This window comes from Deinococcus sp. YIM 134068 (assembly GCF_036543075.1).
Taxonomy (GTDB): Bacteria; Deinococcota; Deinococci; order Deinococcales; family Deinococcaceae; genus Deinococcus; species Deinococcus lichenicola.
This window is the reverse complement of record NZ_JAZHPF010000054.1, coordinates 1-1,318: the sequence shown is the minus strand read 5'-3', so window position 1 is coordinate 1,318 and position 1,318 is coordinate 1. Positions and strand designations below refer to the sequence as shown.

General features: G+C 68.4%; 1 protein-coding gene. It reads right to left on the bottom strand.

All coding sequences use genetic code 11. The features are described from left to right. Positions 1-12: 12 nt before the first annotated feature. Positions 13-1,095 carry an IS110 family RNA-guided transposase gene (locus V3W47_RS19635; protein WP_331826925.1) on the bottom strand — a complete coding sequence of 361 codons (1,083 nt, stop codon included), beginning with the start codon at positions 1,093-1,095 and terminating at the stop codon, positions 13-15. Between the last annotated feature and the right edge of the window lie 223 nt (positions 1,096-1,318).

Here is a 1,318-nt window from a genome sequence, read left to right as displayed (position 1 = left end):
GTTTCTCCTATGTCAAGCCGCTGCTAGGAGACGAGGCCTGGCAGCGTCTTGGTCGGTGTGGAGGTGGCCGTAGACGACTCGGACGAGGCGGCGTTTGAGGCAGCGCAGGGCTTCGGAGTTCGACATGCCTTCGGCCTTCTTCTTGCGGTAGTAGGCCTGGCCGAGGCCGTCGAGGCGGATCTGGGTGATCGCGATCCGATGGATCGCGGCGTTGAGCTGTCGGTTGCCCGAGCGGGTCAGCCTGACCCGGCCGGCGGTGTTGCCCGACCAGACTGGGATCGGGGCGATCCCGGAGTGGCGGGCGAAGGCGGCCTCGGACTTGAACCGGCCTACTCCGGCTGCTTCGCCGACGATCTTGGCGGCGGTCAGCGGGCCCACGCCTGGCATCGCGAGCAGCGTCGGTGCGGCTTCGTCAACGCGCCGCTCGATGCGTTTGGCCAGCGTGTTGATCTTGGCGGTCAGCTCGATGATCTCGGCCAGCTCAGCGGCAGCGAGCTCGGCCACCAGGCCGACGACACCGTCCTCCACAACCGAGTCCAGCCGGGCCTTCAACGCTTGCTGGTGCTTGGTCAGGTCCAGCGACTTGGCTGGTGGCGCCCAGCTCGGGTCGAGCTCGTGGACGCGCCACAGCAGCCGGTTGATCGTGGCCGTTCGCGTCGTGACTAGGTCTTCTCGTCGGTCGACGAGCAGCTTCAGCTCCCGCGAGACGTCGTCGTGTGAGGCGACCGGTAGGTCGGGTTCGCGCAGCGCGGCCCGAGCGACGGCGGCGGCGTCGATCGGGTCGGACTTGCCGCGCGTCCGTGCGATGCGGCGTTGCTCGGCCATCATCTTCGGCGGTACCCGCACCACGGCCTGGCCGTCGGTGAGCAGGTCGCGCTCGAGTCGGGCCGAGAGGTGGCGGCAGTCCTCGACCGCCCAATGCAGGTCGCGGCCGAACGTCGCCCGGGCCCACCTGACCGCGGCCTGATGGCCCTCCGTCGTCGCCGGGAACGTCTTGTGGCCCAGCTCCCGGGCGGCCTCGTCGACCCCGACGAACGTGTGGGTCCGCTTGTGAACATCAGCACCAACGACAACCATGAAGGCTGCCTCCTTCACTCCGGAAGAGGGACGGTTGGGCCGGTCGGCGGACACATCTCAGTGGGGGCGGTGCCACGCTCCTATCAAGTCACGCCGGCCGGTCCTTCACACCGGTCGCCGGCAAAACCGCACGAGGCCAACCCGATAGGGCGACAAGCACGCAATGAGCCAGACGACCGGTGCTCAGGACCCAACCACCGCGATGGCGGCCCTGTCACCCTGACACTGAGAGCACGCAAGC